This is a genomic window from Mesobacillus jeotgali (assembly GCF_031759225.1).
GTDB classification, from domain to species: Bacteria; Bacillota; Bacilli; order Bacillales; family Cytobacillaceae; genus Mesobacillus; species Mesobacillus jeotgali_B.
Genome location: NZ_CP134494.1, coordinates 3,917,193 through 3,942,949 on the forward strand (window position 1 = coordinate 3,917,193; position 25,757 = coordinate 3,942,949).

Genomic DNA, 25,757 nt, shown 5'->3' on the forward strand with positions numbered 1-25,757 from the left:
ATGGCTTTTCAAATCTTGCTGAATTTCATTCTGGCCTTTGTCTGGATGTTCCTTAAGACATCCTATTCCCCGGCCTCCTTTTTCGTCGGGTATTTCTTTGGCCTGCTCATCATTTATATATTCCGGCGCTTCTTCACTTCACGGTTCTATTTATTGAGAGTTAGCGCCGTATTGAACTTGATATATATATTCACTTTGGAACTGATTCTTTCGAATATATCAGTTTTAAAGGCTGTACTTAGGCCTAAGCTTAATATCAAACCAGGCATCTTCGCATTCCCAACAGAATTGAAGGAAGACTGGGAAATTACCATGCTCGCAAACTTGATCACTTTGACTCCGGGAACCCTCGTCGTCGATATTTCACCTGACAACAGGATATTGTATGTTCATGCGATGGATATCAGCGATGCGGATGAAGCGATCCAGAGTATCAAAAATACGTTTGAGAAAGCGATTATGGAGGTGAGCCGATAATGTTCGAAGCTGTTATGTGGATTTCAATTACCTTCATATCTCTTGCAATGATCGGCCTGATCTACCGTGTGATCAAGGGTCCGACTGTGGCTGACCGGGTAGTCGCCCTTGACGCAATCGGCATCAGTCTCGTTTCTGTGGTTGCTCTAGTATCCGTGTTTCTTGAAACGAGTGCTTTCCTGGATATCATCCTGTTGATTGGTATCCTGGCATTCATTGGGACAGTTGCCTTTTCAAAATTCCTTGAGAAGGGAGAAATCATGGAATATGACAGAAATGGAGATCGTTAAGTTTTTTGCAGGATTGTTCATCCTGATCGGAGCATTCCTAAGTCTTGTGACAGCCTTTGGGCTGATCAGGCTTCCCGACGTTTATACAAGGAACCACGCAGCATCGAAAAGTGCCACCATGGGAGTCATGCTCGTATTGCTGGGTACCTTTATATACTTCTGGTTTATTGAACATCATTTCAATTCCCGATTATTGCTGGGAGTTCTGTTCATCTTCCTGACCTCTCCTGTTGCAGGACATCTGATTGCGAGGGCCGCCTATAACAGCGGAGTTAAGCTGTCAGACCGGACAGTCCAGGACGACCTTGCAAAAGCACGGAAAAAGATGAAAGCTGAAGAACATTTAAAATAATCATGATCAAGCGCCATCAGGTATATCCACCTGGTGGCTTTTTTTGTCCATGGAAAATTCAATTTTTATCCATACCAAGCAAAGGATTAGTCACGTATAGTTAAGGTAAGTATCAGGATTCCTGTTTTGCGGAATGGAGGTTAAGTATTATGAACGATGCAAGAATCTCAATTGTCGGCGGCGGAATCAGCGGGTTAAGTACAGCGATTGCTCTTCAAAGAATAGGAATGCAGGCAGAGGTGTATGAAAAAGAGAAAAAGATACTTGAACCTGATACCGGCATCATCCTAAGCGGCAATGCCATTCGGGCCTTCTACATCATGGGGTTGGGATCCAAATTGCGTGAGTGCGGATTAGATGCTGACGGCTGTTTGCTAAAATCTGATTCTGGCAAGACCATCGCTGAGTTCGACTATCATGCACCATCTCACATCCCAAATTATCTTTTCATCCACCGCTCTGAACTTCATAGAATTTTGGCAGATGCACTCCTTCCTGGTTCCTTTCATTTGGATAAGCATATGATTGATTTTAAAACAGATGAGAGTATGACATTATTTTTCGAAGACGGCACCCTGGTTGAATCAGACTGCCTTATTAGCTGCGACGGTGCAGCTTCACAGGTCCGAAAAAAGCTGTTTCCAGACAGCAGCCTGGTGTATTCCGGTTTCTCGTGTTGGAGAGGCATTTTAGAAGATCCGCCAATGAAGGTGGAAGCCTATACGGAGACCTGGGGACCGAGGGGAAGATTCGGGATTGCTCCGTTAACAGATAATCAAGTGTTTTGGTACGCATTGAAAAAATCCTCTACAGAAAACAGCGACATGCAAGAATGGTCCCCTATCGATTTACTGTTCAACTATTTCTACTATCATGAACCCATACAGGAAATTTTGGAAAACACCCCTCCTGACCATATCATTTACGACAACTTATATGAATTGAAGCCTTTAACACCTCATCATACGGGAAAAATCCTGCTGCTCGGCGATTCAGCACACGCATCCATGCCCAATATAGGCCAGGGAGCATCACAGGCCGCTGAAGATGCTGTATACCTTGCAAAATGGATCAGGACCGAAGAAACCATTGATAAAGCTTTCTCACAATACGAAACACACAGACAGGAGCGCATGAAACTTATTAAAGAGGAAATGAAACTATACGGATTGGCAGCGCGGATTGATTTCCCCGGTCTTTGCTCGCTCCGTAACAAACTACTGCAGATGACACCCTCTTCCTATCATAATGCCAGGCTGCGGAACGTAGTTGAGATCGAAGGAGATATGGATAGTTTGTATTTAGAGTGACTTTTGACAGGTTAGCGGGAATTTCTTGTGGAAGCTGTCTAAACCTAAGGCTTCTTTTGACAGCTTTGCTGGATTTTCTGTGAAAGCTGTCAGAACCTAGGGCTTCTTTTGACAGCTTTGCCGGGTTTCCTGTGAAAGCTGTCTGAAGTTGAGGCTTCTTTTGACAGCTTTGCCGGATTTTCTGTGAAAGCTGTCTGAAGTTGGGGCTTCTTTTGACAGCTTTGCTGGATTTTCTGTGAAAGCTGTCTGAAGTTGGGGCTTCTTTTGACAGCTTTACTGCATTTTCTTTGAAAGCTGTCTGAACTTGAGACTTCTTTTGACAGCTTTGCTGGATTTTCTGTGGAAGCTGTCCGAACCTGGGGCTTCTTCTTACAGCTTTGCCGGTATTCCTGTAAAAGCTGTCTGAACTTGAGACTTCTTTTGACAGCTTTTCTCCCTCACACACCAAACCTGTCACAATAACGAGTTTTTCTTGACAGCTTTTCCCCTTCTCACACCAAACCTGTCACAATAACGGGTTTTTCTGGACAGCTTTTCTCCCTCTCACACCAAACCTGTCACAATAACGAGTTTTTCTTGACAGCTTTTCTCCCTCTCACACCAAACCTGTCACAATAACGAGCTTTTCTTGACAGCTTTTCTCCCTCTCACACCAAACCTGTCACAATAACGAGTTTTTCTTGACAGCTTTTCTCCCTCTCACACCAAACCTGTCACAATAACGGGTTTTTCTTGACAGCTTTTCTCCCTCACACATCAAACCTGTCACAAAAACGAGCTTTTCTTGACAGCTTTTCTCCTTCCCCCATCAAACCTGTCACAATAATGAGTTTTTCTTGACAGCTTTTCTCCCTCTCACACCAAACCTGTCACAATAATGAGTTTTTCTTGACAGCTTTTCTCCCTCTCACACCAAACCTGTCACAATAACGAGTTTTTCTTGACAGCTTTTCTCCCTCACACATCAAACCTGTCACAATAACGAGCTTTTCTTGACAGCTTTTCTCCTTGTCACACCAAACCTGTCACAATCACGAGCTTTTCTTGACAGCTTTTCCCTTTTCTCCCACCAAACCTGTCACAATAACGAGCTTTTCTTGACAGCTTTTCTCCTTCTCCCACCAAACCTGCCTCAATCACAAGTGATGTCCCCGGAGCTATTAAGGCTGCCCTTCCGCAAAAACAAAACCAGCCGTAGTCGGCTGGTTCATTTTCTGCGTTTTATGACGGCGATTGTGCATCTTGAAATGCAAACAAGGTTTTCTTCTTCATCGGTGATTTTTATATCCCAAACCATGGTTGTTTTTCCCTGATGGAGGACGGTTCCGACAGCTGTGACTACACCTTCTCTTTTTGCCTTTATATGGTTGGCGTTGATTTCGAGGCCGACGACTACTTCGTTTTCCTTATCGACCAGTTCGAATGCTCCAACGCTGGCGACTGTCTCAGCCAGTGCTACAGAGGCTCCTCCATGCAAAAGGCCGAATGGCTGCCTTGTCCGGTCATCGACAGGCATTGTAGCGACAACCTTTCCCTTTTGCAGGTCTGTTATTTCTATTCCCAGTGAGCCAAGCAGTGTGTTATTAAGTTCCAATTTCATTACCTCCTTATATTTGGCAAACAATTTACGTTCAAGACCAGGAGAAACTATAATTGTCCTTATTAAAAGGACGCATCATGAATATGAGGTGATCCCTATGAACCGAGTTCGTGAAGGCATGATTCCTGCGGTGCTAGGAACGGCAGTGACAGCAGCAGGTTACGCTATGAAACAAAATCGTAAAATCGATAAAATGGTTTCCAACACCATTTTCGGTTTTGGATTGGCCCATATCGTTCTGGGTGCGATTGACCTAGTCGAGCACCGAAACGAGTTTTAGCAAGTCCGCTTAACATGGATGAGATCAAAGGCATTACCCTCTAATGAACTGTTCCTAAAGGAAGGCAGTTATTTATGCTGCCTTTCCTGCAGGACCACTTCTTCAGGCACAATTGCATTCTTTATTTTTCTCCGGCGGAGGAAGATAACAAGGGTGATGAACGCGAAACCGATGATTGCCAGCCAGGCTTCTTTGTTGTACTTCATGATTATGTCCATCTTGTCTCCAAATAGATAGCCTAGCACAAAAATGATGGAGACCCACACGAAAGCGCCGCTATAGGCAAAAATAGCAAAGGTTTTGAATGGGAGCCTGCTGAAGCCATACATCATTGGCAGCACATATCTGATTCCTGGAGCAAAGCAGCTTAACGATAAGGAAAAAGCATGGTACTTCTCCATTAGCTTCATCGCAGTTTCAATTGAATTGCCGAATCGCTTCTTTTTCTTCAATAACCGAAGCACTCTTCTTCCTATTATTCTTCCCAGCAAATAGCTTGAGGTAAAGGCTGCAGAAATCCCCATATACGTGACCAAAAATGCGAGCATTGGGTTCAATGCCCCTTTAGCCGAAGCGAGGCCCACAGTCATCAGGATAACCTCATTGGGAACAGGAATAATGAAAACCCCGAACCATAGCCAAAAAAACAACCCGAAATAGCCATTATCTTCAATAACATGGATAACCAGGTCCAGGTCCATAGGTCTCCTCCCTCCATCCCACCTTGGTCCGATTCTATTTCACAATAGAAGTTAATATGTATAAGAATTCTCCTTCTCCCCGTCATTCACCTCTTTTTTTTCCTTTTTGAAGTGCTTTAGCTTTTCCTGTCTACATACTTAAGGCCTTATGTTCATACATTGAAAAAGGTCGGAAACTTACCCGTTAGGAAGGGGAAGCTGCTTATGCATTGTTTATTTTTTCAAAAAAACAGGAAAGTGGGGAATGATTCAGCTCGTCCATTTCCAGAAGTGAACGCGACACTGTTCAGGACTTCAGCTGATAAAGCCATCGCCTTAATGGGAGATGCTAACCTTGTGATGACGAAAATCACTACATCCACATCTTTCTCTAATGAATTAATGGCTGCCGCACAGAAATCTCAACAAAAAGAAGTTGAAAGATTGATTGAGTCAACCGGGATTAAGAAGAAACCCAAAATTACTTACAATCCGGACGGACTCACGATGAACTTTGTGGATTTTGCAGGAGATAAGGAATGCTGCCATATCATCACCCAGCTGAGATGGCAATGAGAACAAAAAAAGCCGCTGTTCCATACAGCGGCCATAACTTCGAGTTTTAATAATACGGATATCCATATCCGTATCCATAGCCGTATGGCGGGAAACCGCCGTATCCGTAAGCATATGGACGTGGATATAGTAATGCGCTGCCTAATAGGCCACCCAATACTCCTCCAATGAATGGACCTCCAACACCATAACCAAAACCAAATGGACGTCTGCCACCGTAGAATGGTCTTCTTCTATGCATAAAGCTACCTCCCTCATATATTTGCCTACATTACTTCATATGCGAACATTGAGGGTATGGAATGGGCGTTTGTCCATTGGAACTAGAAAAAATGCCTAGTCCCAGGTCATCCGCTGTTCCTTCCATGGGTTTCCGTACATGTGGTAGCCATTTTCTTCCCAGAAACCGGGCCGGTTTTCAGATGAAAATTCAATGCCCCTGACCCATTTTGCGCTCTTCCAAAAATACAAATGCGGAATGACCGCCCTCAATGGATAACCATGTTCCGGGGTTAGCTCCGCCCCGTTATGGGAATGGGCAAGCAGACTCGTTTCTTTTAGAAAATCCTCGATCGGCAGATTCGTCGTCCAATTTTCTTCAGCATGGAGAATGACATATTTAGCTGCTTCCGTTGGCATGGCAAGCTTAGCTATCTCCTGAGTGGCAATTCCTTCCCAGACATTATCAAGCTTGGACCAGCCAGTCACACAGTGGATGTCATTGCCAGAGGTCGTCTGCGGCAAGGCCATCAGTTCTTTATAGGATAAAATCACTTCTTTTTCTACAAGACCGAAAATCTTCAAGTTCCACTCTTCCAGATTCTTATAATACGGCACATTGCCATAATGCAGGACAGGGAAAGAGGTCGTGACATTTTGGTTCGGCGGGACTCTGTCCGAAGGGCCCTTTTTTCGTTTTTTTCCGAAATACATGATTGATCACCCCTTTTTATTATCCTACCGAAAGTTCATTTTAAAATAAACAAAGCCGCCCTGCCCGATGAGCAAGACGGCTTATTTTCAGAACTATAAAACCATTGCGGCGATCCAGCCGAAAATGATCAGCGGAATATTATAGTGAACAAACGTAGGAACAACCGTGTCCCAGATGTGGTTGTGCTGTGCATCAGCATTCAAACCGGCGGTCGGTCCAAGTGTACTGTCAGAGGCAGGCGAACCTGCGTCTCCAAGTGCAGCTGCCGTTCCAACAATCGCAATTGTTGCCATCGGGCTGAATCCTAGCTGAAGGCTTAGTGGTACAAAGATTGTGGCGATGATCGGAATTGTCGAGAATGAAGAGCCAATCCCCATAGTGACGAGCAGTCCGACAACAAGCATCGCAAGTGCTCCTAGTGCTTTATTATTGCCAATTGCGTCAGCAGCCTGCCCTACTAGTGTTTCAACGTGGCCTGTTTCCTTCAGGACATCGGCGAAACCGAAAGCAGCAAGCATGACGAATCCAATGAACGCCATCATCTTCATGCCTTCTGTTAAAAGATTATCGGCTTCTCGCCACTTGATCGCACCGCTACCGTACACGACAATGATACCTGCGAGTGCACCGATGATCATTGAGCCAAAGTAAAGCTGGGCAGCAAGCGCTGCGACAATCGCAATGATTGAGAAAATGATTCCGGCTTTGGAATACTCACTTTTCTCAACCTGGACCACTTGATGATCCTGATAGATTCTAGGCTTTCGGTAAGATACGAAGATGGCGATCAACAAACCAACAACAAGACCAGCAACAGGCAGCATCATCGCTGTCGGGATATCGCCCATATCGATGTCCAGTCCGCTGTCAGCCATGTTCGTAGCCAGGATATCGTGGAAAATACCGCCGAATCCTACCGGCAGCAAAATATATGGCGCCGTAAGGCCGAATGTCAGGACAGACGCAATCAAACGGCGATCGATTTTCAGTTCGTTGAAGATGATCAACAACGGCGGAATCAAAATTGGTATAAACGCGATATGGATTGGAATCAAGTTTTGCGAAAAAATCGACATCATTAAGATCAGGATGACTATAATCACTTTAGAATACGTCTTGGCTTTCGACTCTCCGTTCTTGCCAATCATGCCGACCATCCTGTCAACAATCAGATTGGGCAAGCCCGTCTTGGAAATCGCAACTGCGAAACCCCCAAGCAGCGCGTAACTAAGCGCTACCTCAGCACTGCCTCCAAGCCCTCCAGTAAATACTTCAATCGTCTTTTCTATACTTAAGCCGCCAGTCAAACCGCCAATCAGCGCTCCAGCAATCAATGCCAGTACAACATTGACACGAAGCAGGCTCAGGATCAGCATGGCCAGGACAGCAATCACAACTGCATTCATAATGAGTTCTCCTCTCGGTGATATGTTTATTTTACTTTAGTCTGGTAAATTGGTAGAGAATTAAAATGACAAGTATTAAATTATCATAGAATTGTTTTTTATGTCAATGGGTTTGTTTGTAATAGTATTTGGAAATAGATGATAATTTATAGCCAGGACGGGGTTCGGAGTGCAATAAAAAACCCCGAAGCCGCAGCTTCGGGGGTTTCCATGTATTATTCTTGTTCAGCTGATGTCTCGAATCTTTCGACAAGCAATGCCAGTGTGCGGGCCATGACGCCGGTGGCGCCTGCTGGTCCCAGGTCATACTCTTTACTTGTAGTCGCTGTTCCGGCGATGTCCAGATGCACCCATGGAGTGCCTTCTGCGAATTCGCCGACAAACGCTCCACCCATGATTGCATGGCCTTCAGCGCCAGGAGAATTATTCAGGTCTGCGATCTTGCTGCCGCGGACACGTTCAATGTCACGCTGGAACAATGGCAGGCGCCAGATTGGCTCTCCTGATTCATATGAAGCCTCAAGCACTTGTTCAAAAAACGCTTCATTGTTCGTCAAAGCTCCGGATGTATGCAGCCCTAACGCCGTAATGACACCGCCTGTCAGGGTTGCAATATCCACCAGATAGTCCGCACCATGATGCTTCGCGTATGTCATCGCGTCTGCCAGTACAAGTCGGCCTTCAGCATCTGTGTTCAACACTTCAATTGTTTTTCCGCTCATGGATGTAATGACATCATCCGGCTTGAATGCTGTACCTGAGATCATATTATCTGTCGATGGGATGACCGCCACTACGTTTTGCTCCGGCTTAATTTCACCGATGATTTCCATTGCGCCAAGTACCGCTGCCGCGCCGCCCATATCGGACTTCATGCCAACGATGCCAGACTTCGTTTTGATTGAGTAACCCCCTGTGTCAAAGGTGATACCCTTGCCGACAAGGCCGATTACATCCTTCCATTCTTCTTTTCCCTGATACTTCAGGACAATCATCTTAGGCGGCTGTGTAGATCCCTGGTTGACTGCCAGAAGCGCGCCCATGCCTAGCTTTTCCATTTCTTCTTTTTCTAAAATTTCTGCTTCGAATTCGTATTTCTCCGCCAGCTTCAGCGCATATTCAGCCATGTCTGTCGCAGTCAAAAGGTTTCCTGGAGTATTCACGAGTGTACGTGCCGAATTGGTTCCTTTGCCAAAAATATAGCCAACCTCAACCGCTGCTTCCACTTCGCCTTCTTCGTCTGCACTGTATACAGTCAGGCTTTCGATCCGCTTTTCCGGCTCGTTTGACTTTTGCTTGTAGCCTTCGAATTCATACGTGGCCATAGGGAACGCTTCCCCTAGCGCATGCGCTGCATCATTAAGCTCAACCTTCTCGCTTGTAAAAGTATCTAAAAGCACGGCAGCTTCGGTCCATTTTTCTTGTTTTGCCGTTTTGAACAAGCGGCCAAATGCGTCCCTTAATGATTCGAAATTATATTCCTTCTCATGTCCAAGGCCGACAAAATAAACTTTTTTCGCACCAATTTTACCGAAAGTATGTATTTTGGAAATCGCTTTTTTCTTGGTTGAAATATCACCGCTTTTCACCAGTTCGGTCAGCTGTCCGTCAAAAAGCTGGTCGGCTTCTCCCAAGGCGCCTTCAAGACCGGACGGCTTGTTGAACACGCCAATCACCAGACACTCATGGCTGTTTGAAAAATTAAATTGATTCTCCACTTTAAACAAATCATTCACCCCTACACATTGATAAGTTCATTATATCGAAACTCTTAAAATATTTCGACTTCCTAATCTTGCTGTACATTTTTAATCATCCAAATACAAATATAAAACCGGAAGCTCTGGCAGGATCGCAACATCTTCATACGGAACCCGATCAAGCTCTGCTGGGAATGTGCTCAGGCACTCTTCGATGAAGGGATAGACCTTTTCCAAATCAAGTCCCCAGTATACAGGACGGTACGTTTGCAAATAGTCGTGAGCCGCCTGCATCATCAGCCGGGCTCCTTTCACATTTCCATAACTGTAGTGGTAAATCGCGACGCTCATCTGCAGCAGTCCTTTTAAAAATAAATTGCCTTTGTCGGTCATCCACATATCTTCAAGCAAGTCATGGCAGGTATAATAGTCCCCTTCGTTGAATTTAATAAAGAACTCGTAATATTCAGCTGGGTAGTCCGTCAAAATCCTTCACCCCAATCCTGAAGTTTTAAAACTATTTTATCAAACCTTGAAAATTTGCTGTAATGTTATAATTGAACTTGGGTATTACTTAAAAAGGTACTTTTATATATATAGGGGGCACAGCCATGGAATTATTAACGAATTTCCCATTATGGGCTTCACTGGCTGCGATTTTTTTCGCGCAGTTCGTAAAGGTTCCGATTCAATATATCGCGACGAGAAAAATTGACTGGTCGCTTTTGACGAGTACAGGGGGAATGCCTAGCTCCCACTCTGCTGCGGTAACAGCACTTGCAACTGGCGTAGCGCTTGAAACCGGGCTGGATTCAGCCGTTTTCGCAGTCGCAGCTGTTTTTGCGATTATCACGATGTTTGATGCATCCGGTGTCCGCAGGCAGGCGGGAGAGCAGGCCATCGTCCTGAACCAGCTTGTGGCAGATTTCGGCCGATTCGCCCAGGAGGCAAAAGGCTGGCAGGATAAGCCTGAAAAAGAGAAACAGAAAGAACTGAAAGAATTGCTTGGCCACAAGCCAATCGAAGTGTTTTTCGGCGGGTTGACAGGTATATTATTGACATTGCTTCTTCACTATTTCCTTTAATGCTTGGATTGTTGAATTAGATTAAAAGCAGGTGAATCATTTGAGAGTCATATCATTATGTCCCAGCAATACCGAAATCATGGAATTTCTCGGGCTGACGAATCTTCTGGTCGGTGTCGATGATTTTTCAGACTGGCCGGAAAGTGTAAAGTCACTGCCTCAGCTCGGACCTGACCTTTCGATTAATCTTGACCTTGTCGAGGAATTAAAGCCGGACCTTGTCCTTGCGTCATTAAGTGTTCCAGGCATGGAGAAGAATATAGAAGGCCTGGCAGAACGCAATATTCCATATATCGTTTTGAATCCCCAATCTCTGGCGGATATCGAAAATGATTTGATCATTACTGCGAATGCCCTGAACATGCCTGAACACGGCCGGGAAGCAGCTGCTCAGTTCAGGAACAGGCTGGAGAACATCAAGCAAAAAGGAGCCAGCGCCTCCCGGAGAACAAAGCTTTACTGGGAATGGTGGCCCAAACCCGTTTTCACTCCTGGCCGCATTAACTGGCTGACAGAAGTGTCCGAAGCTGCCGGTGCCGAAAATATTTTCAAGGACGTTGAGCTTGCAAGCGTCCAGACGGACTGGGATGATGTGAAATCGCGAAATCCGGATTACATATGCATCGCCTGGGTCGGCGTCAGGAAGCAAAAGGTGAAGAAAGAGCTGATCATCAACAGGCCCGGCTGGGAGGAACTTAAAGCTGTCAGAAATGACCGGATCCTGATTCTCGAAGAAGAACTATATTGCCGCCCCTCCCCACGGCTTCTCGATGGCCTGGAAAAACTCCATCATCTCATTCATGACTGAACTATAAAGGCACTTTCCAATTCAAGGAAAGTGCCTAAATTTTATGATTTTTTGCCACTTATATACTGCTGGCGGAAGACCTGCATGGATTCGTTTTCGTTAAGGGCCTTTAAATCCTCTTCTGTCAGCTTGCCATTGCCCATTTCAATGACATAGACATCCAATGTCTTTTTGCCCCACTGCTCGTAGACATCTTTTACGGTATCATAATAAAGGTCAACTTTATTTCCCTTGATCGCGCCGCCTTTATCGGCAACCACACCAAATCCGTATCCCGGAATGAACAGGATGGTCCCGATTGGAAATACGTTCAGATCTGCTGCGACAGTTGAATAAAGGTCACGTTTCACTTTTACACCAGAATAAGTGATTCCATACCCTGGATGGTCAGGATTTTTGCCCGTGGATTCAACACCGGCTGTATACCCTGTTGCCACGATTGTCTTGGTCGGGTACTGAGACCAGTTCAATGACTCCTCTAGCGTAGGCTGCGCTCCTGCAACCTTTTCACTCGAGGAAATTTTAGTGGTAAAATCAGATATCTTTTTCAAAAATTTAAAAGCAAGCCCTATGGATTTCTTCTTATGATCTATGCTCGAGTTTTCTTCTTGTTGTGTTCCGCCATCAAATACGTATGTAGAAACAGTGGAAGCTTCAACTCCCGAAATCGAATGAAGCGTAGAAGTTATAGCAGCAAAAAATAAAACTGCCATTGCTGAGCGTCTAGCCCATGTTTTTAAAATATTCATATAATTTTTCACTCCTCCCAAAACTATTAATTTCCCTACGAAACAAGAAATATTCCAAAAGGAGCAAAAAAGTGCTAAAAGTCCCATTTACACTTCCATTAAAAGTAAAATATTACTGATGTTTAGTTATAGTCTCCGAAAATGGGCCCGATTTTATGCACAAAAAAAACCTCCAAATAATTGAAGGTTTCTTGTATTAAAACATTTGATATCCTTTTTTTCGCAAAAGCCTGATTACTATTCCAGCCAGAATCGCACCTGCCAGGCCGCTGCTTAAAATCAGTACATCTGCCATTGCCAATTGTGTAAGGCGCTTACCGAGATCACTGAAGGCTTCACCGCTATTTCTGAAATAGTCGATAAACGGATATTTATCAATAATGAAAATCGCAATCAATGGATAAACTACCGCCATGATCCATGACATCCTAAGCAGCATATTCAACAAAAATCCAATCCCGAAGAACAGGACAAAAAACAATAACATTGAAATGATCAGTGTGACAACCGTCATCATGTCTATATCCCCCCATTAAACATCATTTCTAGTTTACTGTTTGTCCGTTTTCGAGTCAATGAAATGGTGTAAGCTAATCATTTTGGACAAAAAGAAAAACCCCGCATTGTGCGAAGGTCAAAGATGATTGCCTTATTTTTTTGATTCGCCTGACCCGCTGCAGCATGTGCAAGTTTCTGAACCGCCAAGCAACAGCTGGAAATAGCCTTTACCAGAACAATATGGACATTCCTTTGAATCATGTGTTTGCATTTTCATTTTTTCAACCTCTCCTTTATATTATTGAATTTTCTGATAATATATCAGAGAATCTCTAATTTTGAAAAGGTTCAAATTTGACCAAAAAACCACATTGAAAACGGATACATCCTCTTTTTTCTTTAAATATCTGTCACTCTCTTTAAATTTCAGAAAATTATAAAAATAATTGATAAGCACTATAATGAAATTGCTCTCCCGGATCCAGTCCCGCCTTTCCGGCCACAACTTGGTCAATCGGTTTACTTAAAAGATAGTGAAGAAGCATCGAAGTAGCAGGATCTGTTTTCAGTTCTTCAGGCAGCATGAATCTTGCATCATACAGCTCACTTTCTTCAACCTTGACCTTTTGGCCCGGCAATGGAGACAGCAGAAATACAATCATATTATCACTGATGGATTCCCGGATCACTCCAGTCCGCAATCCAAGGAGCCCGGCAACCGTACATTCCACACCAGTTTCTTCATACACTTCCCTCAGTACTGCCTGGTCAGCCGTTTCTCCTTCATCTACAAATCCAGCAGGCAGCGACCAGCTGTCTTTCAAGCCTCCATATCTCTTTTTGACAACAAGCCAGCGTCCATCCTCCGAAATCACAACACCAGCCACTCCAAGCCAGACATTCTCACGTTTCCCCATCATTACCCCATCCAATTGCTAAGTTTGTACTATTATTGTACCTTATCGCCATCCGTAATAAGAAAAAAACAGACCCCAATAGGAGCCTGTTCTTAGTTCATATTTTATAAAACGTTGAATTTACCCTTTTTAAGAACCAATGAAGGTCCGCCAATCATGTATAGCGCACGGTTGTCGATCATCTTTTTCATGAAGGAAGCCTTCGTGCCAACCATTTTCTTGCCGAATGCTACCCCAATCGCGTCGTCTTCACCAAGTGAACATACTGTTCCCTTGATATCTGGAGTGAAGGTTTCAAGCTCGGATTTACCACGAACTAGAGCTGCAATGTTTCTTGCACAAACCTCACCCTGCTGCATTGCGATTTGTGCAGTCGGAGGGTATGGACGGTTGATTTCTTCATTGATGATCAATGAGCAGTCCCCGACGATGAATACATCTTCTGATCCTGGCAAGCGAAGGTCTGGCTGGACTTTTACACGGCCGCGCATTGCTTCGATGCCTGATTTTTCGATGACAGAGTTTCCGCGGACACCAGCAGCCCAAACCACTGTTCCAGCTTTAATCTCTTCAACTTCTTCTTCGCCTTTAGCAACGATGATACCATCTGGAGTCGCTTCCTTGATTGCCGTACCGATGCGGAATTCCACACCTTTCTTCTCAAGCGTAGCAACCGCATAGTTCACTAGTTCTGGATCGAAGCCAGGAAGTACCATTGGTGCAGCTTCGACACATACGATTTTTACCTTATGGTAATCTACATCATACTCACGGCAAAGCTCAGGAACTCGGTTTGTCAGCTCACCAAGGAATTCGATTCCTGTGAAGCCGGCACCGCCAACAACGATTGTCAGGCGCTCATCTTTCTTTTCCGCTTCCGTATTGTAAGTAGCGAATTGATACTCGATATGCTCACGGATTTGTCTGGCTGAGTTGACATTGACGATAGAGAAAGCATACTCCTTCAAGCCTTTAATACCAAAAGTTTCAGGTTCAGCACCAAGGGCAATGACCAGGTAATCATATACGACGTCGCCACTATCAAGGATTACTCGCTTTTCCTCCAGCTTGATTTCTTCAACAGAACCCTGGACGAACTCGACCTTATGGCGATCGATTACATCACGCACATCATAACGGACTTTGTCATGGTGCAAAGTTCCTGCGGATGCTTCATGCAGCCATGTAGTTTCATAGTGGTAATCATTCTTGTTGATAAGGACAATATCAGCTTCGTTTACTCCTACAGCTTTTTGCAAACGGGTAGCTGTCATTAATCCCCCGTATCCTGCTCCTAAAATTACGATCTTTGGCTTTCTCAAAGTGATCACTTCCACCTTTTTAAAATATTTTTGGTCGAATGGCTCATCTCTATCTGCCGCCATCTTTTTCCGGATAGTTTGTGATATTATTCACTATAATGTTCAAAAAAATGTCCTAAAAATGTCACAAAATCTTAACATTATTGCCTATCATCCATCTTATTCTTTTTGCGTCGCATTTTCAAGCGATTGAGTTAACTTAGAAATATTCAGAAAATAGGCTGATTTCACTATTTTTCCGTCATATAAAGGGATTTTCCTATGAAATATATTGTTCCACAAGGATTCTTCTATTATGATTAGGAGTTTATTTTTACGTTTTATGGTATTATAAAAATTGGAGCAATTTTACTACATGTGAGGGGGATATGGAGTGAAAGAAGATCAAAAAGTTTATGACATCACGATTATCGGCGGGGGGCCTGCTGGTCTGTTCACTGCTTTCTACGGCGGAATGAGACAAGCATCTGTTAAGATTATTGAAAGTTTGCCGCAATTAGGCGGGCAATTATCAGCACTTTATCCTGAAAAGTACATATATGATGTTGCCGGTTTTCCAAAGGTTCGTGCCCAGGAGCTGATCAACAACCTGAAAGAGCAAATGGCGAAATTCGAGCCGGCTACTGCTCTTGAGCAATCAGTTGAAAAGCTGGAAAAACTGGAAGACGGAACAATTAAACTAACTACTGATAAAGAAGTTCACTATACAAAAACAGTCATCATCACAGCAGGAAACGGTGCGTTCCAGCCTCGCAGACTTGAACTTGAAAGCGCTGCCCAATATGAAGGCAAGAACCTGCACTATTTTATCGACGACTTAAATCAATTCGCTGGCCAAAAGGTTGCTGTCCTGGGCGGAGGCGATTCAGCCGTTGACTGGGCATTGATGCTTGAGCCAATCGCTGAACAAGTAACCATCGTCCACCGACGCGACAAGTTCCGCGCTCATGAGCACAGTGTCGAAAACCTTCAAAACTCTAAAGTTGATATCAAGACACCTTATGTGCCAACAGAACTGATTGGTGATGGCAATGCAATCAGCCAAATCGTCCTTAAGGACGCAAATGGCGAAGATACTGTAGCCGTTGACGTTGACGCAGTTATCTGCAACTTCGGTTTCGTTTCCTCTCTTGGACCAATCAAGGAGTGGGGCCTAGAAATCGAAAAGAACTCCATTGTCGTCAACTCGAAAATGGAAACGAATATCCCGGGCGTTTATGCTGCAGGAGACATCTGCACATACGAAGGGAAGGTCAAGCTGATCGCAACAGGATTCGGTGAAGCTCCGACAGCTGTCAACAACGCTAAATCCTACATGGATCCGAAAGCGAAGACACAGCCGCTTCACAGTTCTTCAATGTTTAAATAATAGAGAAAAGCACAAGCGCTTCTCTTAATGCAAAAAAAGCAAGGTCCGCGGACCTTGCTTTTTCTTTAACATTCTTCAGGCGTTCCTTCACGGGTTGCCGTTTTGAAACTTGAACCGCAGCCGCATGATGCGATCGCGTTCGGGTTGTCGATTGTGAAGCCGCCGCCCATCAACGATTGCTTATAGCTAATTTTCGTACCATTCAGGACTGGTGCGCTTTCCTTATCCACAAGGATTTTGATGCCATGCTGCTCAAGCTGAGTGTCGCCTTCTTCCACTTCATGGGCGAAACCCATGCCATAAGAAAGGCCGCTGCAGCCGCCGCCTTTTACTGAAACGCGAAGGTAAGCGTCTTCCGTCTCATTTTGTTTCATCATATCTTTAACCTGCAAAGCAGCTTCTTCAGTTAGAATCACAATGTTTTCCATTTTAAAACCTCCTTGATCCCTTTCTTCTTAGTATACTCACACTTTTTCCATTCCTCAACCAATCGAGCCGAAAAAGAATTCTCTTCAAGTTTCCCACTCCACAGCCGATAAAATTGGTATAATATACCCAAACCTCGTTTTGAAATCCCAGGAGAATTGGCAGGTGTCGATGATGACTCAATTAGTACCTCTCTACGATAAAAAGTACACATGCTCAATGTGCGAGAATTCCTTCACGACCAAGAAGGTTCGCTCCCGTTTTGTAAAAGTCCTCCGCTTTGATACTGACTTTGCCCCTCTGTATGCCGATGGTTTTGAAAATCCAAATTTTTACTATATCAATGTCTGCCCTGACTGTGGCTATTCCTTCTCAGACGACTTCAGCCATTATTTCCCGCCTGGAGCTAAACAAATCATCCAGGAAAGAATCTGCAGCCAGTGGGTCCCTCATAACTATGGTGAGGAGCGGACAATCCAGGAGGCAGTCAATACCTTCAAGCTAGCAGCCTATTGTTCGATGCTGAAAAAAGAGAAGCATATAGTGTCAGCCGGCCTTTACATCCGAATTGCCTGGCTGTATCGCTCATCAGAAAACCACGACCAGGAAATGCGCTTTTTAAAACTTGCCCTCAAGGAATATACAGAGTCGTACAGCACTGGCGACTATAAAGGAACCCAGGTATCCGAACTGCGCCTCATGTACCTGATCGGGGAACTCTCCAGAAGAGTCGGGCAAACACAGGATGCCGTGCGATTTTTCTCAAGAGTAATCGAAAAACAAAGACAGTCTGCCGAACCGCAAATAATCGCGCTCGCAAAGGAACGCTGGCAGGAGATGCGGGAAAAGCAAATGGTTGGAGGCAACTGAGTTCACCTCCCTCAGGGGAAGCACCCATTTGAAGAAATCTATGAAAAAGGCTGGCAATGGTGTAATCCATGCCAGCCTTTTTATCTATTAAAACATCGGATTTTCATCCAGGTATTTATAAACATTTTCAACCAGCTCATCAGGGGTGTCGCCGACCACCGGATCGCCGTTTACAAGCGCAAACATTGACATTGCGCATTTCCCACAATAACCAAGGCATCCGTATTCGATGACATCAAGGTCAGGATCTCGTTCAAGCTCTGCCCTTGCAGCCTGGGAACCGCTGGCAAGATTGCTGATACAGAATTCAATGATTGGCTTAATCATTTGTTTCACCTCTCTACTAATTTTTAATCGTACCCTTTTTAAGGCAAATCGTCAATTTCCGAGGCTTGTGGCATCCACAAAATTGTTGTTATTTTGTCACAATTTCGTTATACTTTTTATGGTGATTTATTGAACATAAAAATATCTCAGAATAATATCGAAAAATGTATCCGTTTACGGATTTGTAGAACGAGCTGGAGAAACTTCATTAACTGTCTTTCGATGAGTTAAAAAGGGGAAATTCACATGAAAAATCTCGTTATTCTTGGCGGCGGCTACGGCGGCATGCGCGTCCTTCATAAATTGCTGCCGAATGATCTGCCGGAAGATGTATCAATCACGTTGATTGACCGTGTTCCATACCATTGTTTAAAAACAGAATATTATGCCCTGGCTGCAGGTACGATTTCAGACCAGCATATCCGGGTATCCTTTCCTGAGCACCCCCGCCTTCAGTTAAAATATGCTGAAGTCACTGCCATCAATCTCGAGGATCGCAAGGTGGAGCTGCAGGGCGATGAATCCGTTCAGTTTGATGACCTTATTATCGGACTTGGCTGTGAAGATAAATATCACAATGTCCCAGGAGCCGACCAATTCACATACAGCATCCAATCCATTGAAAAGTCCCGTGCAACCTATCAGGCACTGAACAATTTGCCGGCTGGTTCAACCGTTTCAATCGTCGGCGCAGGATTAAGTGGTGTTGAGCTTGCAAGCGAATTGGCGGAAAGCCGCAAAGACTTGAAAATAAAGCTTTTTGACCGTGGAAACCATATCCTTTCCGCTTTCTCTGAGCGCCTTAGCACCTATGTGGAAAATTGGTTTGATAATCACAATGTAGAAATCATCAACAATGCGAATATCACGGAAGTGCAAAAAAACGTCCTCTACAATCACGATGAGCCGATTGTATGCGACGCGATTGTATGGACAGCCGGTATCCAGGCTAATCGACTTGTCCGCGAGATGGACGTTGAAAAAGATGGCATGGGCCGCGCAGTAGTCACTCCGCAGCATAATCTGCCAGGCTATGAAAATGTTTATATCGTCGGGGATTGCGCAAGCCTGCCACACGCACCAAGTGCACAGCTTGCGGAAGGACAGGCAGAACAAATCGTCCAGGTTCTGCAAAAACGCTGGAAAGGTGAAGAACCGCCAGAATCCTTCCCGCCGATCAAACTGAAAGGCGTCATCGGTTCACTCGGCAAAAAACACGGCTTCGGCCTTGTCGCCGAACGCCCGATAACAGGCCGCGTCGCACGTTTGTTGAAGTCAGGGATCTTGTGGATGTATAAATATCATAATGGTTGATCATTTTTGTGAACCGGGCGAGGGTGCCCGGTTCTTTATTTTTTCCTAACTGGTAAAAATCAGTGGAAATTTCCAGTTCGCCAATATAATTGTGAACTTCGCCAATATAATCAGATTTTCGCCAATAAACTGGTCGGTTTCGCCAATAAATTAAAAAAAACGCCAATAAAGTTGTGAACTTCGCCAAATAAATATTTTACCACATATTGAATCATTAAAATGCTCCGCCAAATGAAGAAAAAAGCACCCCATTTCGGAATGCTCTCTACAGAATTACGCTGAAACATACCCGTACTTCTCCAATTCTGCGTAAATGGTTTTCAATTTCGGGTTTCCTTCGCCGACGATCTTGCCTTCGAGCAGAACGACAGGATAAAACATGTCTTCTTCGATCACTTTTTCGGCGAATTCCTTTTTCGCTTCCTCTTCTGGAGGGTTATGGATATCAACATAAACAATTTTGAATGGCTGGTCTGCATATTTGCGGCTGATCGCGGCTTCAAGCCATTCATATGTTTCTTTTGAGGATGGCAGGTTCACACAGCTTGGGCATAATACTTCTGCACCGTAAACGACGATTTCTACCTCTTTGCGTTCCATTATCAATTACCCCCTGTTATTTTCTTTTATTTTACTATACGATGAAAAAGATGCATAAGGAAAAAACTGTGTTCGCTGGTTTTTCGGTTAATTGGATAGATTTTTCCGGCCGATAAGATTATAATAAGTATTATGAAAGGAGTCGATTTGCATGACTGAACAGCAAATGTTTGAGCAAGTACAGGAAGTATTAGATAAATTGCGCCCATTCCTTCTTCGCGATGGTGGAGACTGTGAACTAGTTGATGTTGAGGATGGCATTGTTAAACTTCGCCTGCTAGGTGCATGCGGAAGCTGCCCGAGCTCCACAATTACGCTTAAGGCTGGAATCGAACGCGCACTTTTAGAGGAAGTACCTGGTGTTGTTGAGGTTGAACAGGTATTCTAATTAACCAATAATAAAGCGGTTTTGCCAACAATGGCAAAACCGCTTCAGACTGTAGACAAACTCGATGAAAATCCTGTTTGTTTACAGTCTTTTTTTGGATGGTGCTCGAATGGGGCTGTTGATTTCCGTTCCAGGCGCTTCGCTTTCCGCGGGGCCGGCGGTGAGCCTCCTCGTCGCCGTTGGCGCCTGCGGGGTCTCACCTGTCCGTCTGATTCCGCAGGAGTCTACGCGCCTTCCACTCCAATCAACAGAATTCATCAACTTAGTGTGGAACTAACCATAAGTCTCTTTTAAAATAGATATATATAACGCTTGAGGTGATAAATATGCTTTCGAAAAATAATCCAATCCAACGAGATCAATTAGAAATGGTTGCTTTAGACCAACTGGTTCCTCAGGAACATTTAGTCCGCAAGATGGAAGCAGCCCTTGATTTTACTTTCATCTATGAATTGGTGAAGGATGTGTATTCGGAAGTAGGGCGCCCAAGCATTGACCCTGTGATTTTAATTAAACTTACCTTCATTCAATATACCTTTGGCATCCGTTCCATGCGCCAGACCATTGCCGAAGTAGAAACGAATATGGCCTACCGCTGGTTTTTAGGTTATGGATTCCATGATAAAGTGCCCCACTTCTCCACCTTCGGGAAGAATTACGAACGCCGTTTTAAAGATACCGATTTGTTTGAACAGATCTTCTATCGAATTCTTAAGACCGCAGCTGATAAGAAACTTATTAGTGCTGAACATGTCTTTATTGATTCAACCCATGTAAAAGCAAGTGCGAATAAGCATAAATTCGAGAAGAAAGTGGTGCGTAAGGAAACACGAGCGTATCAGGAGAAACTCCAGGAAGAAATCAATTTGGATCGGGAAGACCATGGGAAGAAGCCATTTCCTCCTGATAAATTTGATAAGGAAGAGTCAAAGGAAATCAAGGAAAGCACGACCGATCCGGAGAGTGGATACTACGTCAAAGACGAGCGCACAAAACAGTTTGCCTACTCCTTTCATGCGGCATCAGACCGTAACGGATTTGTCCTGGGGACAATTGTTACACCTGGTAACACGCATGACAGCCTGATTCTTGAGCCACTGGTAGAACAAGTGATAGAGAAAGTCGGAAAGCCCAAAGCCGTTGCGGCCGACGCAGCCTATAAAACTCCAGCTATTACGAAGTTCCTGATGGAAAACGAAATGACTCCGGCTTTGCCTTATACACGACCGCGAACGAAGGACGGATTCTTCCGTAAATATGACTATGTATATGACGAATTCTACGACTGTTATTTGTGTCCTGCCGGTGAGATCCTGAAGTATTCGACCACCACAAAAGAGGGGTATCGTGAATATAAATCCCCAAAACACATCTGTGCAACCTGCCCGTTTTTAGCGCAATGTACAGAAAGCAAGGATCATCAAAAGGTGGTAACTCGCCATATCTGGCAGGAGTATGTGGAAGAAACGGACCACTTGAGGCACAAGCAGGAAGTAAAAGAAATCTATGCGAAGCGTAAGGAAACCATAGAGCGCGTATTCGCAGATGCAAAAGAAAAGCATGGCATGCGTTGGACAACCCTAAGGGGGCTTAAAAAATTGTCGATGCAGGCGATGCTTACTTTCGCTGCCTTGAACTTGAAGAAGATGGCCAACTGGACTTGGAGAAGTCCAGTAATGGCCTAAAAGTATAGCGAAGAGAGTCTATTTTCTTTAAAACATCCGACGAAATCCAAAAGGGGGTTCGGAATGAGACCATTCCGAACCCCTTTTGTCGACAAACTGAAGCGGTTTTGCCAACAATGGCAAAACCGCTTTTTTTCGTCTAAATGATGGATGACCTACACCCGTCCTGATCAATCTTCAGGCTGAAAATCTCCATCCCCACGAGACGCTGCCTCAATTTTTCTGCGACTTCTTCCCCTCTGCCGGGTTGTGCCAGGCAGAGGATCGATGGTCCCGCTCCGCTCAAGGCAACACCGAATGCTCCTGATTGGATCGCCTTTTCCTGTAATTCTTCAAAAAAGGGCACAAGTGCTTTCCTGTATGGCTGATGGAACAAGTCTGCTGCCATCATTTTACCTGCCAGCGGCCAATTCTTTATCATCAAAGCAGCAAGCAGCTGGTTGGCAACAGCGCTTGCCTGGACGCTGCGCTGGTAATCCATCACTGTTGGGAGGACATCGCGGGACGTTTCCGTCAGCAGCTCCTGTTTCGGCACGGCAAGAATCGGATCAAATTGAACCTGGTCAAGCACCGTTAAATCAACCTCGTCCCCTGTTTGACTGCCGACTACGACGCCGCCAAACAAGCTCGCTCCGGCATTATCCGGATGCCCTTCGAACCGGGTGGCCACGGCCAGCTTTTCATATCGCGTCAATTGCAGCCCGCAGAATTCATTGGCCAGTTCTACCCCCGCGACAATCGCTGCTGCACTGGAACCAAGTCCTCTCGCAAGCGGGATATCGCTTTTTACAGATACATGTAACGAAGGCATTGCTTGCTTGTACAACTCCGCTGTTTGGATTGCGATCTGGCAAATGAAGTTTTTCTCATCTACAGGAAACCCTGCCAAGGAATCGGAAAGAGGAACAACTTCCCATTTGTCACTTATTTCAGCATGAACTTCCATGTAAAGGTTCAAAGCGACACCGAGTGAGTCAAAACCGGGGCCCAGGTTCGCAGAGCTGGCCGGAACTTTTACGGACAAGACTTGCCCCCTTCGTATTGCAGCAGCTAATGTTTTCCCTCTTTCAGCAGCTAAAGGGCTCCTGCTACCAGCGGCCAGTGGTTTTCCACCTTCAGCAGCTAATGCGCTCCTGCTCTCGCCAGCTAGTGGTTCCCCTTTTTCAGTTGCAGCTTCTTTCATGGTGCCCTCAGCTAAAGGGTTCCTGCCCCCAGCAGCTGCCAATGGTTCCTCGATGCCCCTCATTGACTGACCACTCCCCTGATATAATCGCCGACGATCCTTTCGTCATTTGGAAGCAGCACTGGTGAGATGGAGCTGATGTCAATTGCTGTTGAAGGATCTTTCAATCCGTTTCCAGTCAGCACGGCAACTATTCTAGAGCCACGAGGTATGTCTCCTCGCTGTAAAAGTTTATGGATGCCTGCGAGCGATGCACACGACCCTGGCTCTGCAAAAACCCCTTCCGAAACAGCCAGTTGGCTGTATGCTTGTAAGATTTCTTCATCCGACACGAAATCGATCTTTCCTTCCGATTCATCCCGGGCAGCGACGGCGAGGTCCCAGCTTGCCGGGTTGCCAATGCGGATGGCCGTTGCGATCGTCTCCGGCTGTTCTATCGGCTGCCCTTTGACAATCGCGGCCGCACCTTCTGCCTCAAAACCGAACATTCGCGGCAAACCAGTACGCTTGCTGGCATTGTATTCTTTGAAGCCTTTCCAATAAGCGCTGATATTTCCCGCATTACCTACAGGGATCGCAAGGATATCAGGTGCTCCGCCCAGCTGGTCACAAATTTCAAAGGCTGCCGTTTTTTGCCCTTCAATGCGGTATGGATTGACGGAATTCACCAATGTGACTGGCTCGTTTTCGCTGATCGCCCTGACCATTTTCAATGCTTCATCAAAGTTTCCCTCGATTGAAACGATGCTTGCGCCATACATCACGGCTTGTGCGAGTTTGCCCATTGCGATTTTTCCATCAGGGATGACGATGATCGACCTCATTCCTGCCCTTGCCGCATAAGCTGCCGCAGAGGCAGAAGTGTTGCCTGTCGAGGCGCAGATGACAGTGTCACTGCCTGCTTCCTTCGCTTTGGCGACCGCCATGACCATCCCTCTGTCCTTAAAGGAACCCGTCGGATTCACTCCTTCTACTTTTACATATAAATCAATTCCCCACTCTTCTGACAGCTGGTCGAGCCTGATCAGCGGGGTATTCCCTTCATGAAGGGTGAGCATTGGTGTATCGGCATTGACTGGCAAGTATTCCTTATATTCACTTAACAGCCCCCGCCACCTCATGCGCTGACACTTCCTTCAACCCTGTAAGAGCTTTTGACTTCCTTCACAACCCTAAGGTCGCGCAGCTCCATTAAAATATTCTGGTAATCTTTCAGGGAAGCTTGATGAGTAACGACCACAATCTCCGCAAGCTCTTCTTCCTTCAAAGGAGTCTGGACAATTTTTTCAAAGCTGACATTATGGTTTGCGAAAAGGGAGGTGATCTCAGAGAATACACCTACTTCGTCATGGACATGAAGTCGCAGGAAGTATTTTGAACTCACTTCGCCATCATCCTTCAGCTGCTTCTCAAATTGTGGAGTGATAAAAGAACTGCCATTAACGCCAAGACGCATATTTTTGACGACGCCTACAAGGTCGGAGACCACTGCTGTCGCGGTTGGCAGGCTTCCCGCTCCTGGACCGTAAAACATCGTCTCCCCGACTGCCTCTCCATACACATACACCGCATTATACTCATTATTGACGGAAGCAAGCGGGTGTGAGGACGGCAGCAATGCCGGTTCTACGCACACCTCGACTTTATTGCCCTCACGGACGGCGATGCCGAGCAGCTTCATTGTATATCCGAGTTGTTTCCCATATTGAAGGTCTTCCTCGGTTACAGCAGTTATTCCTTTGAATTTGACATCATCCAGGTCAATCTTCATCGAAAAGCCTAATGAGGCCATGATCGCCATTTTACGTGCCGCATCCAGTCCTTCTACGTCAGATGCAGGGTTGGCCTCTGCGTACCCAAGCTGCTGCGCTTCCTTCAACACGCTATCATATGCCAGTCCCTCTTGGCTCATTTTCGTTAAAATATAGTTTGTTGTGCCATTCACAATCCCCATCATCTTTGTGATCCGGTCAGACGCAAGACCATCTACCAGACTGCGCAGGATCGGGATTCCTCCTGCCACGCTCGCTTCAAAAAAGAGGTCGCAGCCATTTTCATTGGCAACGGTTAAAAGCTCGGAACCATGGACGGCCATCAAATCCTTGTTTGCCGTCACAATATTCTTTTTGCTCCTTAATGCCTGAAGCAAATGTTCACGAGTATCCTCAATGCCTCCCATAACTTCAATGACTACCTCAATCTCCGGGTCTTCCATAATATCAGCTGGATTCACCGTCAGGAGAGAAGGGTCCACTTTTACCGACCTTTCTTTATCCACATCCTGAACGAGGATTTTCTTCACTTTAATCGGGCACCCAACCTGGTGCATCAATTTATCCTGATGGTTTTCGATAATCCTGACCACACCTGACCCTACTGTTCCCAAACCTAGAAGTCCAACCGAGATTGCCTGCATTTCATCTTCCCCTCTCTTTGTGTCTATACTGAATGAACAATTGTTTTTATATAGTAGACATTATATAGACCAAAAACAGCTTTTACAAGGAATATTTTGGGGGCACTTCCCTCTGTAAACGCTTAATCATATGTGGCTGTAAGGATAGAAAATTACAAAAATTCATAGCATAAAAAATCCTTCCCAAAGATTAGG

General features: G+C 45.1%; 31 protein-coding genes. 13 read left to right on the forward strand and 18 right to left on the reverse strand.

Annotated elements, in window-relative coordinates; translation table 11 throughout:
* The 4 genes from RH061_RS19730 (at window position 1) to RH061_RS19745 (ending at window position 2,429) form a co-directional block, all read left to right on the forward strand.
* Window positions 1-477 carry a Na+/H+ antiporter subunit E gene (locus RH061_RS19730; RefSeq protein WP_311072510.1) on the forward strand — a complete coding sequence of 159 codons (477 nt, stop codon included), beginning with the start codon at window positions 1-3 and terminating at the stop codon, window positions 475-477.
* Between the two features lie 14 nt (window positions 478-491).
* Window positions 492-767 carry a Na(+)/H(+) antiporter subunit F1 gene (locus tag RH061_RS19735; RefSeq protein WP_396654903.1) on the forward strand — a complete coding sequence of 92 codons (276 nt, stop codon included), beginning with the start codon at window positions 492-494 and terminating at the stop codon, window positions 765-767.
* Window positions 745-1,119: a monovalent cation/H(+) antiporter subunit G gene (mnhG, locus tag RH061_RS19740; protein ID WP_311072512.1), complete on the forward strand. Its 375-nt coding sequence runs from the start codon at window positions 745-747 to the stop codon at window positions 1,117-1,119. The genes RH061_RS19735 and mnhG overlap by 23 nt, the downstream gene beginning before the upstream one ends.
* A gap of 149 nt (window positions 1,120-1,268) precedes the next feature.
* Window positions 1,269-2,429, forward strand: a complete 1,161-nt coding sequence (locus RH061_RS19745; protein ID WP_311072513.1) for an FAD-dependent monooxygenase — start codon at window positions 1,269-1,271, stop codon at window positions 2,427-2,429.
* Between the two features lie 1,207 nt (window positions 2,430-3,636).
* On the opposite strand, the gene RH061_RS19750 is transcribed toward RH061_RS19745, so the two are convergent.
* Window positions 3,637-4,023, reverse strand: coding sequence for a PaaI family thioesterase (locus RH061_RS19750; protein WP_311072514.1), 387 nt, complete (start codon window positions 4,021-4,023; stop codon window positions 3,637-3,639).
* A 103-nt stretch (window positions 4,024-4,126) separates the two neighbouring features.
* Here RH061_RS19750 and RH061_RS19755 point away from each other — a divergent pair, with 103 nt between their 5' ends.
* Window positions 4,127-4,309: an asparagine synthase gene (locus tag RH061_RS19755; protein WP_167833633.1), complete on the forward strand. Its 183-nt coding sequence runs from the start codon at window positions 4,127-4,129 to the stop codon at window positions 4,307-4,309.
* A gap of 68 nt (window positions 4,310-4,377) precedes the next feature.
* Here RH061_RS19755 and RH061_RS19760 read toward each other — a convergent pair whose 3' ends face one another.
* Complete coding sequence (locus RH061_RS19760; RefSeq protein WP_311072515.1) at window positions 4,378-5,010, reverse strand: DedA family protein; 633 nt, start codon at window positions 5,008-5,010, stop codon at window positions 4,378-4,380.
* Window positions 5,011-5,214: 204 nt separating this feature from the next.
* Between RH061_RS19760 and RH061_RS19765 the strand changes: the two genes are divergently transcribed.
* Window positions 5,215-5,565, forward strand: coding sequence for a YuzC family spore coat inner layer protein (locus tag RH061_RS19765; protein ID WP_311072516.1), 351 nt, complete (start codon window positions 5,215-5,217; stop codon window positions 5,563-5,565).
* 46 nt (window positions 5,566-5,611) lie between these two features.
* Here the strand turns inward: RH061_RS19765 and RH061_RS19770 are convergent, their stop codons facing one another.
* The 5 genes from RH061_RS19770 to RH061_RS19790 form a co-directional block, all read right to left on the reverse strand.
* Window positions 5,612-5,806 (reverse strand): hypothetical protein, encoded by a 195-nt coding sequence (locus RH061_RS19770; protein WP_311072517.1) that lies wholly within the window; start codon window positions 5,804-5,806, stop codon window positions 5,612-5,614.
* Window positions 5,807-5,901: 95 nt separating this feature from the next.
* Window positions 5,902-6,498 (reverse strand): sulfite oxidase-like oxidoreductase, encoded by a 597-nt coding sequence (locus tag RH061_RS19775; protein WP_311072518.1) that lies wholly within the window; start codon window positions 6,496-6,498, stop codon window positions 5,902-5,904.
* 93 nt (window positions 6,499-6,591) lie between these two features.
* Window positions 6,592-7,905 (reverse strand): Na+/H+ antiporter family protein, encoded by a 1,314-nt coding sequence (locus tag RH061_RS19780; protein ID WP_311072519.1) that lies wholly within the window; start codon window positions 7,903-7,905, stop codon window positions 6,592-6,594.
* 215 nt (window positions 7,906-8,120) lie between these two features.
* Window positions 8,121-9,632 carry a leucyl aminopeptidase gene (locus tag RH061_RS19785; RefSeq protein WP_311072520.1) on the reverse strand — a complete coding sequence of 504 codons (1,512 nt, stop codon included), beginning with the start codon at window positions 9,630-9,632 and terminating at the stop codon, window positions 8,121-8,123.
* Window positions 9,633-9,713: 81 nt separating this feature from the next.
* Entirely contained in the window at window positions 9,714-10,091 is a 378-nt protein-coding gene (locus RH061_RS19790) for a DUF309 domain-containing protein (RefSeq protein WP_311072521.1), read from the reverse strand.
* Window positions 10,092-10,216: 125 nt separating this feature from the next.
* Here RH061_RS19790 and RH061_RS19795 point away from each other — a divergent pair, with 125 nt between their 5' ends.
* The gene (locus RH061_RS19795; protein WP_311072522.1) at window positions 10,217-10,690 is read left to right on the forward strand and encodes a divergent PAP2 family protein; all 474 of its coding nucleotides are present in this window, start codon (window positions 10,217-10,219) and stop codon (window positions 10,688-10,690) included.
* A 40-nt stretch (window positions 10,691-10,730) separates the two neighbouring features.
* Window positions 10,731-11,498, forward strand: a complete 768-nt coding sequence (locus RH061_RS19800) for a cobalamin-binding protein (RefSeq protein ID WP_311072523.1) — start codon at window positions 10,731-10,733, stop codon at window positions 11,496-11,498.
* A gap of 41 nt (window positions 11,499-11,539) precedes the next feature.
* On the opposite strand, the gene RH061_RS19805 is transcribed toward RH061_RS19800, so the two are convergent.
* The 5 genes from RH061_RS19805 to RH061_RS19825 form a co-directional block, all read right to left on the reverse strand.
* Window positions 11,540-12,247 carry a 3D domain-containing protein gene (locus RH061_RS19805; protein WP_311072524.1) on the reverse strand — a complete coding sequence of 236 codons (708 nt, stop codon included), beginning with the start codon at window positions 12,245-12,247 and terminating at the stop codon, window positions 11,540-11,542.
* Window positions 12,248-12,443: 196 nt separating this feature from the next.
* Window positions 12,444-12,764, reverse strand: coding sequence for a YuiB family protein (locus RH061_RS19810; RefSeq protein ID WP_214776200.1), 321 nt, complete (start codon window positions 12,762-12,764; stop codon window positions 12,444-12,446).
* Window positions 12,765-12,896: 132 nt separating this feature from the next.
* On the reverse strand, window positions 12,897-13,022 hold the full coding sequence (locus tag RH061_RS19815; RefSeq protein ID WP_311072525.1) for a YuiA family protein: 126 nt from the start codon (window positions 13,020-13,022) through the stop codon (window positions 12,897-12,899).
* 157 nt (window positions 13,023-13,179) lie between these two features.
* A complete protein-coding gene (locus RH061_RS19820) occupies window positions 13,180-13,662 on the reverse strand; it encodes an NUDIX domain-containing protein (RefSeq protein ID WP_311076474.1) in 483 nt (160 codons plus the stop codon).
* 104 nt (window positions 13,663-13,766) lie between these two features.
* Complete coding sequence (locus RH061_RS19825; RefSeq protein ID WP_311072526.1) at window positions 13,767-14,984, reverse strand: NAD(P)/FAD-dependent oxidoreductase; 1,218 nt, start codon at window positions 14,982-14,984, stop codon at window positions 13,767-13,769.
* Between the two features lie 373 nt (window positions 14,985-15,357).
* Between RH061_RS19825 and RH061_RS19830 the strand changes: the two genes are divergently transcribed.
* The gene (locus RH061_RS19830; RefSeq protein ID WP_311072527.1) at window positions 15,358-16,353 is read left to right on the forward strand and encodes an NAD(P)/FAD-dependent oxidoreductase; all 996 of its coding nucleotides are present in this window, start codon (window positions 15,358-15,360) and stop codon (window positions 16,351-16,353) included.
* A gap of 65 nt (window positions 16,354-16,418) precedes the next feature.
* Here RH061_RS19830 and RH061_RS19835 read toward each other — a convergent pair whose 3' ends face one another.
* Complete coding sequence (locus tag RH061_RS19835) at window positions 16,419-16,781, reverse strand: HesB/IscA family protein (RefSeq protein ID WP_311072528.1); 363 nt, start codon at window positions 16,779-16,781, stop codon at window positions 16,419-16,421.
* A gap of 169 nt (window positions 16,782-16,950) precedes the next feature.
* On the opposite strand from RH061_RS19835, the gene RH061_RS19840 reads away from it, so the two are divergent.
* A complete protein-coding gene (locus tag RH061_RS19840) occupies window positions 16,951-17,649 on the forward strand; it encodes a DUF2225 domain-containing protein (RefSeq protein WP_311076475.1) in 699 nt (232 codons plus the stop codon).
* Between the two features lie 87 nt (window positions 17,650-17,736).
* Here the strand turns inward: RH061_RS19840 and RH061_RS19845 are convergent, their stop codons facing one another.
* The gene (locus RH061_RS19845) at window positions 17,737-17,976 is read right to left on the reverse strand and encodes a YuzB family protein (RefSeq protein ID WP_311072529.1); all 240 of its coding nucleotides are present in this window, start codon (window positions 17,974-17,976) and stop codon (window positions 17,737-17,739) included.
* Window positions 17,977-18,222: 246 nt separating this feature from the next.
* Between RH061_RS19845 and RH061_RS19850 the strand changes: the two genes are divergently transcribed.
* Window positions 18,223-19,290 (forward strand): NAD(P)/FAD-dependent oxidoreductase, encoded by a 1,068-nt coding sequence (locus tag RH061_RS19850; RefSeq protein WP_311072530.1) that lies wholly within the window; start codon window positions 18,223-18,225, stop codon window positions 19,288-19,290.
* Between the two features lie 273 nt (window positions 19,291-19,563).
* Here RH061_RS19850 and RH061_RS19855 read toward each other — a convergent pair whose 3' ends face one another.
* Window positions 19,564-19,890 (reverse strand): YuzD family protein, encoded by a 327-nt coding sequence (locus tag RH061_RS19855; protein ID WP_311072531.1) that lies wholly within the window; start codon window positions 19,888-19,890, stop codon window positions 19,564-19,566.
* Window positions 19,891-20,041: 151 nt separating this feature from the next.
* On the opposite strand from RH061_RS19855, the gene RH061_RS19860 reads away from it, so the two are divergent.
* Window positions 20,042-20,278, forward strand: a complete 237-nt coding sequence (locus tag RH061_RS19860) for a NifU family protein (protein WP_023626615.1) — start codon at window positions 20,042-20,044, stop codon at window positions 20,276-20,278.
* A 326-nt stretch (window positions 20,279-20,604) separates the two neighbouring features.
* Entirely contained in the window at window positions 20,605-21,963 is a 1,359-nt protein-coding gene (locus RH061_RS19865) for an IS1182 family transposase (protein WP_311072532.1), read from the forward strand.
* A 139-nt stretch (window positions 21,964-22,102) separates the two neighbouring features.
* On the opposite strand, the gene thrB is transcribed toward RH061_RS19865, so the two are convergent.
* The 3 genes from thrB to RH061_RS19880 are packed head-to-tail and all read right to left on the reverse strand — an operon-like array spanning window position 22,103 to window position 25,562.
* A complete protein-coding gene (gene thrB / locus RH061_RS19870) occupies window positions 22,103-23,209 on the reverse strand; it encodes a homoserine kinase (protein ID WP_311072533.1) in 1,107 nt (368 codons plus the stop codon).
* Window positions 23,206-24,267, reverse strand: a complete 1,062-nt coding sequence (thrC, locus tag RH061_RS19875) for a threonine synthase (RefSeq protein WP_311072534.1) — start codon at window positions 24,265-24,267, stop codon at window positions 23,206-23,208. Before thrC ends, thrB begins: the two co-directional genes overlap by 4 nt.
* Window positions 24,264-25,562 carry a homoserine dehydrogenase gene (locus RH061_RS19880; protein ID WP_311072535.1) on the reverse strand — a complete coding sequence of 433 codons (1,299 nt, stop codon included), beginning with the start codon at window positions 25,560-25,562 and terminating at the stop codon, window positions 24,264-24,266. Before RH061_RS19880 ends, thrC begins: the two co-directional genes overlap by 4 nt.
* Window positions 25,563-25,757 lie beyond the last annotated feature (195 nt).

Excerpts from the sequence above, each read along its gene's own strand:
- RH061_RS19730 (WP_311072510.1), top strand. The coding sequence starts at position 1 with ATGGCTTTTCAAATCTTGCTGAATTTCATTCTGGCCTTTGTCTGGATG.
- RH061_RS19735 (WP_396654903.1), top strand. The coding sequence starts at position 492 with ATGTGGATTTCAATTACCTTCATATCTCTTGCAATGATCGGCCTGATC.
- mnhG (WP_311072512.1), top strand. The coding sequence starts at position 745 with ATGACAGAAATGGAGATCGTTAAGTTTTTTGCAGGATTGTTCATCCTG.
- RH061_RS19745 (WP_311072513.1), top strand. The coding sequence starts at position 1,269 with ATGAACGATGCAAGAATCTCAATTGTCGGCGGCGGAATCAGCGGGTTA.
- RH061_RS19755 (WP_167833633.1), top strand. The coding sequence starts at position 4,127 with ATGAACCGAGTTCGTGAAGGCATGATTCCTGCGGTGCTAGGAACGGCA.
- RH061_RS19760 (WP_311072515.1), bottom strand. The coding sequence starts at position 5,010 with ATGGACCTGGACCTGGTTATCCATGTTATTGAAGATAATGGCTATTTC.
- RH061_RS19765 (WP_311072516.1), top strand. The coding sequence starts at position 5,215 with ATGCATTGTTTATTTTTTCAAAAAAACAGGAAAGTGGGGAATGATTCA.
- RH061_RS19770 (WP_311072517.1), bottom strand. The coding sequence starts at position 5,806 with ATGCATAGAAGAAGACCATTCTACGGTGGCAGACGTCCATTTGGTTTT.
- RH061_RS19775 (WP_311072518.1), bottom strand. The coding sequence starts at position 6,498 with ATGTATTTCGGAAAAAAACGAAAAAAGGGCCCTTCGGACAGAGTCCCG.
- RH061_RS19780 (WP_311072519.1), bottom strand. The coding sequence starts at position 7,905 with ATGAATGCAGTTGTGATTGCTGTCCTGGCCATGCTGATCCTGAGCCTG.
- RH061_RS19795 (WP_311072522.1), top strand. The coding sequence starts at position 10,217 with ATGGAATTATTAACGAATTTCCCATTATGGGCTTCACTGGCTGCGATT.
- RH061_RS19805 (WP_311072524.1), bottom strand. The coding sequence starts at position 12,247 with ATGAATATTTTAAAAACATGGGCTAGACGCTCAGCAATGGCAGTTTTA.
- RH061_RS19810 (WP_214776200.1), bottom strand. The coding sequence starts at position 12,764 with ATGATGACGGTTGTCACACTGATCATTTCAATGTTATTGTTTTTTGTC.
- RH061_RS19815 (WP_311072525.1), bottom strand. The coding sequence starts at position 13,022 with ATGAAAATGCAAACACATGATTCAAAGGAATGTCCATATTGTTCTGGT.
- RH061_RS19820 (WP_311076474.1), bottom strand. The coding sequence starts at position 13,662 with ATGGGGAAACGTGAGAATGTCTGGCTTGGAGTGGCTGGTGTTGTGATT.
- RH061_RS19835 (WP_311072528.1), bottom strand. The coding sequence starts at position 16,781 with ATGGAAAACATTGTGATTCTAACTGAAGAAGCTGCTTTGCAGGTTAAA.
- RH061_RS19840 (WP_311076475.1), top strand. The coding sequence starts at position 16,951 with ATGATGACTCAATTAGTACCTCTCTACGATAAAAAGTACACATGCTCA.
- RH061_RS19845 (WP_311072529.1), bottom strand. The coding sequence starts at position 17,976 with ATGATTAAGCCAATCATTGAATTCTGTATCAGCAATCTTGCCAGCGGT.
- RH061_RS19850 (WP_311072530.1), top strand. The coding sequence starts at position 18,223 with ATGAAAAATCTCGTTATTCTTGGCGGCGGCTACGGCGGCATGCGCGTC.
- RH061_RS19855 (WP_311072531.1), bottom strand. The coding sequence starts at position 19,890 with ATGGAACGCAAAGAGGTAGAAATCGTCGTTTACGGTGCAGAAGTATTA.
- RH061_RS19860 (WP_023626615.1), top strand. The coding sequence starts at position 20,042 with ATGACTGAACAGCAAATGTTTGAGCAAGTACAGGAAGTATTAGATAAA.
- RH061_RS19865 (WP_311072532.1), top strand. The coding sequence starts at position 20,605 with ATGCTTTCGAAAAATAATCCAATCCAACGAGATCAATTAGAAATGGTT.
- thrB (WP_311072533.1), bottom strand. The coding sequence starts at position 23,209 with ATGAGGGGCATCGAGGAACCATTGGCAGCTGCTGGGGGCAGGAACCCT.
- thrC (WP_311072534.1), bottom strand. The coding sequence starts at position 24,267 with ATGAGGTGGCGGGGGCTGTTAAGTGAATATAAGGAATACTTGCCAGTC.
- RH061_RS19880 (WP_311072535.1), bottom strand. The coding sequence starts at position 25,562 with ATGCAGGCAATCTCGGTTGGACTTCTAGGTTTGGGAACAGTAGGGTCA.